Annotated in this window: 8 protein-coding genes; 6 read left to right on the top strand and 2 right to left on the bottom strand. The window is 57.6% G+C overall.

Features of this window, described 5'->3' with window-relative positions; translation table 11 throughout:
- Window positions 1–183: 183 nt before the first annotated feature.
- Window positions 184–1,143: a 2-hydroxyacid dehydrogenase gene (locus tag OP495_RS15620; protein WP_280570604.1), complete on the bottom strand. Its 960-nt coding sequence runs from the start codon at window positions 1,141–1,143 to the stop codon at window positions 184–186.
- 9 nt (window positions 1,144–1,152) lie between these two features.
- Complete coding sequence (locus OP495_RS15625) at window positions 1,153–1,908, bottom strand: GntR family transcriptional regulator (RefSeq protein ID WP_280570606.1); 756 nt, start codon at window positions 1,906–1,908, stop codon at window positions 1,153–1,155.
- Between the two features lie 169 nt (window positions 1,909–2,077).
- Between OP495_RS15625 and dctP the strand changes: the two genes are divergently transcribed.
- Genes dctP through OP495_RS15655 form a run of 6 tightly spaced genes read left to right on the top strand, consistent with a single transcriptional unit; the run spans window position 2,078 to window position 7,983 of the window.
- Window positions 2,078–3,094, top strand: coding sequence for a TRAP transporter substrate-binding protein DctP (gene dctP / locus OP495_RS15630; RefSeq protein WP_280570607.1), 1,017 nt, complete (start codon window positions 2,078–2,080; stop codon window positions 3,092–3,094).
- A gap of 35 nt (window positions 3,095–3,129) precedes the next feature.
- A complete protein-coding gene (locus OP495_RS15635) occupies window positions 3,130–3,633 on the top strand; it encodes a TRAP transporter small permease (RefSeq protein WP_280570608.1) in 504 nt (167 codons plus the stop codon).
- Window positions 3,630–4,937 carry a TRAP transporter large permease subunit gene (locus OP495_RS15640; protein WP_280570609.1) on the top strand — a complete coding sequence of 436 codons (1,308 nt, stop codon included), beginning with the start codon at window positions 3,630–3,632 and terminating at the stop codon, window positions 4,935–4,937. The genes OP495_RS15635 and OP495_RS15640 overlap by 4 nt, the downstream gene beginning before the upstream one ends.
- Before the next feature lie 15 nt (window positions 4,938–4,952).
- On the top strand, window positions 4,953–6,158 hold the full coding sequence (locus OP495_RS15645) for a mandelate racemase/muconate lactonizing enzyme family protein (protein WP_280570610.1): 1,206 nt from the start codon (window positions 4,953–4,955) through the stop codon (window positions 6,156–6,158).
- Window positions 6,155–6,922, top strand: coding sequence for an SDR family oxidoreductase (locus OP495_RS15650; protein WP_280570611.1), 768 nt, complete (start codon window positions 6,155–6,157; stop codon window positions 6,920–6,922). Before OP495_RS15645 ends, OP495_RS15650 begins: the two co-directional genes overlap by 4 nt.
- Window positions 6,923–6,942: 20 nt before the next feature.
- Entirely contained in the window at window positions 6,943–7,983 is a 1,041-nt protein-coding gene (locus OP495_RS15655; RefSeq protein ID WP_280570613.1) for an L-idonate 5-dehydrogenase, read from the top strand.
- Window positions 7,984–8,144 lie beyond the last annotated feature (161 nt).

Genomic DNA, 8,144 nt, shown 5'->3' on the forward strand with positions numbered 1-8,144 from the left:
GACGACATCCTTGGCTACGAAACGTCGCCCTAGCATGGCCTGACTCGTCGTCCATATTTACACCCCAAGCGACGGCTTCTTGCCGTAAGTCGTCATGTTGCGTCGTCCGGGAGTGGATGGTGCGTCGGTGGCTACAGGGTTTAATTTAAATAATAGCTAATATATTGATCAGTTTCTCACGGATCAATAGATGACGTTTACTAACTCCTTGCCAGAAGCGAGTCGGTTGATGTTCTCGGCAATAGCGTCTTTTCGCCGTTCGATGGTTCCTCGCGTCCAACCCGACATGTGTGGCGTCATTAAAATGTTGTCTAGCTCATGAAATGGCAGGTCGCTGGGCTGGGTATGCGGGTTGTCGTCATTGGGGTAGCGATACCACGTATCGATTACGGCACCGGCGATCTGTTTATCACTCAGGGCTAGATATAGCGATTCGGCATCTACTACCCCACCACGCCCGACATTGATTACCCGGGCATGCGCCGGAAGCGCATCGAACGCCGCTCCTGCGACCAAACCTTTAGTGGCAGGCGTTTGGGGTAAAGCAACGACCAGATCATCGATACTACGATAGAATTCCGTCAGTGCATCCAAGGTATAGGCGGCATCCACCAGCGGATCATTCACTGGGCTGCGGTTGGCCGCATGGACGGTTACGCCTAGCGGTCTAACAACCCGAGCAATGGCCCTGCCGATATGCCCGAAACCGAGTATTCCGAGCTTCCTCCCGGTAAGCTCGCCATGAAACTGGTTGCCCGACTGAAAGGTCCAGTCTCCTTGACGCAATTGTTGATCGGCCTGGACATAGGGTATCTGCGAAGATAGCAATGCCCCTAAGACGTATTCGGCGATCGGTACGTCATGGCCGTAACAATTGCAGAGTGTGGTCGTAGCGGGCAACAGCGGCCTGTCTATGGCATCGATGCCCGCCCCGGCAACCTGGAATAGCTTCGCGCCCAGCGGCCGGGGTTGGTCGCTAGAGAGTTGTGTCGCGACAACAACGTCGGCTTGAGAATAGGCGTTCCGATCAGGTTCATTGATCAAGTCGTCGGGCAGACAGACTAAGTCGGCAACGGTGTCGAGCCGAGCACTCAGCCCGTCATGAAACGTCGCAGCGTTCTTCCCGTGGAATACGATCCTCATGGTGACTCCTTATTGCATAAAAGGCTTGATGCTGGCGTCGAGCAGAGAAGGGTCCAGCTCCATCTCAAGAGGGGGGAACATATTGGCAGCAAAATCCATAAGCCCATCGGAAGCCTTGCATGCTTCTGGGTAGTCCCTGTCGAGAATGGCTCGGAGTACATCCTGGTGCAGGGTAATGTTCCGGTGAATCAGTTCATCCGTTCCACAGTAAGTGAGGAATAGGAACCCCAGCCGGCGGTAGATGGTGTGCAAGGGCCGAAGTGTCCTCCCCAGGAAAGGTTCGGAAGCGGCAGCGAGGATCAAGTCATCCATGCGATGGTCGAGTTCGTTGAAGCTTCGGATATCTTCCGCTGTCAACGCTGTCTCTCGCGCCAGGTTCAAAGCCTCAAGCGACTCGCAAAGCCGGCGCATCTGACTGAAGTGCAATGGCGAAGCATTGTTGATGGTTCGCTGAATGGCAAAGCGTTCCATGTCCCTGCGTAGGCTTAGCAACTCGCGCTCTCTTACGAGATCAATGGGCACGACTTTCAGCCCGCGACCGGCCCGAACCTCGACGAGCGTATCGTCCGATAGCTTGCGGACGGCCTCCACGATGGGTGTTCGACCAAGACCGACGCGTTCTTGTACCGCCTGGAGAGTGAGGTACTCGCCAGGCCTGAGTTCCATGTGAGTTAACAGTGACTCAATTCGTTCATAGGCTAGTTCTCCCTGGGAGAAGCCCTTGGTTGAGGGCGGTAGCCCCTTTTCACTGGATAGTTGATTCATCGTCATGACCTCACTTTGGCTCACCAAGGATATTTTGCGAATTAAACCTTAGTTTCATGGAATGGTGAAAAATTGTGCGATATTTTTCTATCGTACAGATAACAAAACGGCGAAGTCGCCACGCTCACAACGAGGACGCCCTATGAAAAAAATCACCCGAAGAGACCTGATGAAGTCCACCGGGACTGGGCTATTGGCAGCTGGACTCCTTCCCGGTGTCACTAGGGCCGCGACCGATAATGCTGAATACCGCCTTCGCGCCCAGACCAACAAGAGCGAAACCTCGACCCAGGGCCGCATGTACGGCCGTCTAGTGGAGCTTTGTCGGACCTTGTCTGGTGGGCGCCTGCAAATCGACCTGCACTACTCGAACGCGATCGTCGACGGCGTTCAGACATTCGATTCAGCTGCTTCCGGTGTGCTCGACATTGATATGACCGGCGCCAGCTATCTCACCGGCAAGGATCCGGCTTTCCAGTTTATCGGCGATGTCATGGGCGGTTACGAAGACCCTGCACAGTTCCATGCCTGGCTGGATACCCCTGAGGCCAGGGAAATAGTCGACCCTCTTTACGCCCGCTATGACATGTACTGCGTGGGACTGCTTTGCCCGCCGCTGGAATCGCTGAGTTCCACTGTGCCGATTCCCGGTATCGAGGCCCTGAAGGGATGGAAGTTTCGCTCGCCCCCTGGGATGGAAAGCGAGATCTTCGCCAGCCTGGGGGCCGCCCCGGTCGTCATGCCGTTCGGTGAGGTCTTTACTGCCATGGAGACGGGAGTCGTGAGCGGTGCGGACGCCGGTACCCTGGCCCTCAACCGTTCGCTCGGACTCTACGAGATCTGCAAGTACGCCACCTATCCGGGCTTTCATTCAATGCCCGCCGATCATCTGGCGATCAATCTCGAGGTCTGGAATCAATTGCCCGAGGAACTGCGCTTCGTGATACGCACCGCGCAACGGGCCATTGCCTTCGATCTGATCAAGAACGTCACGGTCGCCGACCGTCAGGTTGTTTCTGATCTCGAGGGCGAGGTGACATTCACCGATTGGTCCGATGAAGACAGGAAGGCATTTCGCCAAGCGGCACTGGATATCTGGAAAGACTGGGCGACGCGAAGCCAGGCGGCCGATGCCATGGTGACCAGCCATCTCGCCTTCATGAAGAAGATCGGTTTGCTGTCCTGAACTCTATGCTCGGATTCAACCGTCTGGAGGCCTACATGTCGAATGAAACACCACACAATAATAACGGCAGTTTCAGTTGGGACAGCTTACCGGCCTGGCTATTCATGATCGTTATTGTGGCAACCACTTATGAGGTCGTGGCTCGTTACTTCTTTCATAGTCCAACGATCTGGGCCAACGAGCTCTCGTTATACGTCTGCGCTATCGCCTATATCTATTCAGGTGTTTATGTCATGCGCCGCGATGCCCATTTACGCATCTCGATACTTTATGACATGGCACCACCCCGTGTGCAGCGAATCTTAGATGTCCTTCAGTGCTTTTTCATTGTGGGGTTCAGCCTAACCATTGGATATTTCGGTGCCCCCGAGGCTTGGAAAGCACTCATTCACACCGAGCGCTTCGGTACCGCTTGGAACGCTCCCATTCCCATGACGATCAAGCCGCTGCTGGTGCTATGCGGCCTTGCCATGGCGGTGCTGGCGGTCAGGAATCTGCTACGTCGCCTGCGCGACACTGAAAAGGAGGAGCGGCCATGACGGTAGCGATCTTTTCGGCGGTCCTGCTGGTCGCCCTCTTCGCGGCCATGGCCATTGGCGTTCCCCTGGGATTTGCCGCAGGAGGCGTCGCTTCACTGTTGGGCTTGATTCATTTCGGTCCCGAAGTTCTTCCACTAGCCATGGAGAAAGTCTACGGGATGGCGGTCAACTACTCCTTCGCTGCCGTACCACTGTTCATCCTGATGTCGTCGCTACTGGAACGCTCGACGATCGCCCAGGATCTTTACGACGCTCTTCAACAAATAGTGGGCTCCGTACGTGGCGGTGTCGCTCTTGTCACGCTCATCATCGCCGTCGTCCTCGCTGCGATGAGTGGTATCATCGGCGGTGAGATTGTAATGCTCGGTCTGGTAGCATTGCCACAAATGCTGCGTCTGAATTACGGCCGCAACATGGCTATTGGCGTCATTGTCGCCGGCGGTTCGCTGGGAACGATGATACCTCCGAGCATCGTCATGATCATTTTCGGACTGGTGGGCGGTGTAAGTATTCAGAAGTTGTTCGCCGCGACGGTCATTCCAGGGCTGATCCTGGCCCTGAGCTATATCGCCTATGTCGTAATCCGTTGCTGGCTGAACCCGTCTCTAGCTCCGGCTAAGGCCGCTGACCCGGATGGGCCTGCCATGACACCGGGCCGCCTTTTCAAGAGCCTCGTTCCTCCCTTGTTGTTGATCACTCTAATCCTGGGCTGCATTTATGGCGGCGTGACTTCGATCACAGAAGCGGCCTGCATGGGTGTCGTGGGGACCCTAATATTCATCGTGCTGCGCGGCGAACTGACAGCGTCTCTGTTGCATCAGAGCCTGACCCAGACGTTGCGTTCGGTCGGAGTACTGTTGTGGGTGACATTCGGCGTGGCGGTACTGATCAGCGTCTACAATCTGGCCGACGGCCGCGAGTTCGTCAATTCACTGCTCCTCGACGCCGGGCTATCGCCGATGATGACGATCGTCCTGATGCTGGCGATCTTCCTCGTCCTGGGCTGTTTCATGGACTGGATCGGTATCGTCCTGCTGACCATCCCGATTTTCATTCCCATCGTCAATGAACTCGGCTATAGCCCGGTCTGGTTTGGCGTGCTGTTCTGCATCGCCATGCAGATCGCCTTTCTCTCGCCGCCCTTCGGCTCCGCCGCCTTCTATCTGATGAGCGTGGCCCCCAAGGGCATAGGCCTGATGGATATCTACAAATCCGTGGGACCGTTCATGGCCATTCAACTGGCTGTGTTGCTACTGGTTCTTTTCTTGCCTGATTTGGCACTTTGGCTGCCTAGCCTGAATTGACACTTGGAGATGCCGGTGAAAATAACTGCGATAGAGACGCTCATTGCCAGAGAGTTCGAGAACGTGCTCTGGGTGCGTGTCCATACCGACGAAGGACCGATCGGGCTCGGAGAGACCTTCTATGGAGCGGGCAGCGTCGCCGCCCATATCCATGACACCCTGTCGCCGCGCCTACTGGGTCGCAACCCGCTGGATATCGAGGCGCTGCACCGCGACATGACGGCCCTGCCACTGGCCCATGCCTCGACCGGCGCCGAATCGCGTGCGGTGTCGGCCATCGACATCGCGCTGTGGGACCTGCTGGGCAAGGCCTGCAATCAGCCGGTGCACCAGATGCTGGGCGGGCTGTGTCGACCGAAACTCAGGATTTACAACACCTGTGCCGGCTACGGCTATGTGCGCAATCGTGACATCCGCCCGGTGAACAACTGGAATCTCGGTGTCCATGAGGGGCCCTTCGAGGATCTCGATGCGTTCATGACCGACGCCGGCGCCCTGGCCGAGAATCTGCTGGGAAACGGCATCTCGGCTATGAAGATCTGGCCCTTCGACCCCATCGCGCGCGAAACCGGCGGCCTGGACATCAGCGCGGCACAGATGAAGCGGGCGCTGACGCCCTTTGAGCAGGTCCGCCACCGTGTCGGCGATGCCATGGACATCATGGTGGAGTTCCATTCCCAGTGGAATCTGACGACCGCCAAACGGATTGCCAGGGCCCTGGAACCCTACGATCCCTACTGGTTCGAGGATCCGATCAAGATGACCTCGACAGCGGCCTTGGGCGAGTACGCGCGCTCGACCAGGGTACCGGTCTGTGGTAGCGAAACCCTCGGCTCGCGCTGGCCCTACAAGGAAATGCTCGATCAGGACGCCCTCGGCGTGGTGATGGTCGACCTGTGCTGGACAGGCGGTCTCACGGAAGGGCGCAAAATCGCCGCGCTGGCCGAGACCTACCACAAGCCGTTTGCCCCCCACGACTGTATAGGACCGATCGGGTTCGCCGCCGCGATACACATGTCGTTCAGCCAGCCGAACACGCTGATCCAGGAGTCGGTGCGGGCCTTCTACCGTGGCTGGTACCAAGAGCTGGTGACGTGCGTACCGACCATCGAGAACGGTTACGTCTATCCCATGGAAGGGCCGGGCCTTGGAGTGGAGCTATTGCCCAAAGTATTCGAGCGTTCGGACTTGATCGTACGTCGTAGTGAGGAGGAAGTATGACATCGCTGTTTGATTTGACGGGCAAGACTGCGCTGGTCACCGGCTCATCCGGTGGACTGGGGTTCGCCATGGCCCGAGGACTAGCCGAGGCGGGTGCTGAGGTGATTCTGCACGGCAGGAATCAATCCACGCTGGACGAGGCCGTCGGCGAGCTTCGCAACGCCGGATTGGCGGCGGACTCGGTATCGTTCGACATCACTGCGGAGGCGTCGATCGAAGCAGCCTTTGACGACTTCGACAAGGCGCATCGCCACATCGACATTCTGGTCAACAATGCCGGCATGCAGTTGCGCCGACCGATGACCGAACTGGCTCTGGAGGACTGGCATAAGGTTATCGACACCAACTTGACCAGCGCCTTCTTGATGGGGAAACAGGCCGCACGTCGGATGATCGCGCGTGGTGACGGCGGCAAGATAGTCAATATTGGCTCGTTAACCAGTCATGTAGCGAGGGCCACCGTCGCACCCTACACCGCTGCCAAGGGCGGGATTCGCCTGCTGACTTGTTCGATGGCCGCCGAATGGGCCGAGCATGGAATCCAGGCTAATGCCATCGGACCTGGCTACATGCTCACCGAGATGACCCGCCCATTGGCCGACGACCCAGAGTTCGACGGCTGGGTGCGAAAGCGCTCGCCGTCCGGACGCTGGGGGACTCCGGAAGATCTGGTTGGCACTGTGATTTACCTGGCTTCACCCGCATCGAGCTATGTTAATGGCCAGATCATCTATGTCGACGGCGGCATGCTGGCCGTGCTGTGAACGCTAGAAAAGGAGATGGCATGAACATGACACACGCGGTGGTCGCCCACGGCCCCCATGATCTCCGTATCGATGCGGTAGCTTGCGAAGCACCAGGACGTGGTGAGGTCATCGTCCAGGTCGCAGCAGGCGGGATCTGCGGCTCGGACCTGCACTACTATCACGCCGGAGGCTTTGGCAATGTGCGTCTCAGGGAGCCGCTGACCCTGGGACACGAAGCCGCCGGCTTCATCGCATCGGTTGGCGAGGACGTGGATGCCTCGCTGGAAGGGCGTTTGGTGGCAATCAATCCCAGCCGCCCTTGCCAACATTGTCGATACTGCCTGAAGGGATGGCAAAATCACTGTACCGACATGGTATTCAATGGCTCGGCAATGCGCTTTCCACATGCCCAAGGGATCTTCCGTCAGCAGTTGACGGTGCCCTTGGCGCAGTGTGTATTTCCCCCAGCGGACATCTCCCCCGGCGAGGCCGCCCTGGCAGAACCCTTTGCGGTAGCCCTCCACGCAGTACGCCAGGCCGATGAGGTCTTCGGTAAACGAGTGTTGGTGACCGGCGCAGGACCGATCGGCGCCCTGACCGTACTTGCCGCACGCATGGCCGGTGCGGCAAGCATCACAGTCACTGACGTGGCGGATTTCCCCCTAGATCAGGCGAGTCAAATAGGCGCTGACGAAACCCTGAACGTCACTCATGGAAGCGTGCTGGAGCAGAGTGTGACCGAGCATGGGGAGTTCGATATCGCCTTTGAGGCGTCGGGCGTCCCTGCTGCTCAGGTGCAAGCGTTACGAGCGCTGGCACCGAGAGGCACTATGGTCACCATTGGCTTGGGTCAGGAGGCAATGCTACCGATGACACTATTGTCTGCCCGCGAACTCACTGTTAGAGGGACCTTTCGATTCCATGAAGAGTTCGCGCTGGCTGTGGCCAAGATCCCTGAACAGCGCGAAGCACTCGGCCACGTGTTGACCTCCACACTCGACTATACTGAAGCCACTGAGGCTTTCGATATGGCCTCGAATCGAAGTAGAGCATTGAAAGTACAGTTGAGTTTCCAATAGATTTTTATTCCATTAATTGCAATGGCACTTAACGGCTTCTTGACGCAAGCCGTCATGTTGCGTCGTCCGGGCGCGGGTGGCGTGCCTGGCGCGGGCTGGTACCGAAATGCTGCTTGTAGGCCCGCGAGAAACTGGAGGCGGAGGTGAAGCCGCTGGCCAGG

Source organism: Chromohalobacter sp. 296-RDG (genome assembly GCF_029889885.1).
Classification (GTDB): domain Bacteria; phylum Pseudomonadota; class Gammaproteobacteria; order Pseudomonadales; family Halomonadaceae; genus Chromohalobacter.

What these genes read in the sequence shown, in the direction of transcription:
- OP495_RS15620 (WP_280570604.1), bottom strand. Translation starts at nt 1,143, where the DNA reads ATGAGGATCGTATTCCACGGGAAGAACGCTGCGACGTTTCATGACGGG.
- OP495_RS15625 (WP_280570606.1), bottom strand. Translation starts at nt 1,908, where the DNA reads ATGAATCAACTATCCAGTGAAAAGGGGCTACCGCCCTCAACCAAGGGC.
- dctP (WP_280570607.1), top strand. Translation starts at nt 2,078, where the DNA reads ATGAAGTCCACCGGGACTGGGCTATTGGCAGCTGGACTCCTTCCCGGT.
- OP495_RS15635 (WP_280570608.1), top strand. Translation starts at nt 3,130, where the DNA reads ATGTCGAATGAAACACCACACAATAATAACGGCAGTTTCAGTTGGGAC.
- OP495_RS15640 (WP_280570609.1), top strand. Translation starts at nt 3,630, where the DNA reads ATGACGGTAGCGATCTTTTCGGCGGTCCTGCTGGTCGCCCTCTTCGCG.
- OP495_RS15650 (WP_280570611.1), top strand. Translation starts at nt 6,155, where the DNA reads ATGACATCGCTGTTTGATTTGACGGGCAAGACTGCGCTGGTCACCGGC.
- OP495_RS15655 (WP_280570613.1), top strand. Translation starts at nt 6,943, where the DNA reads ATGAACATGACACACGCGGTGGTCGCCCACGGCCCCCATGATCTCCGT.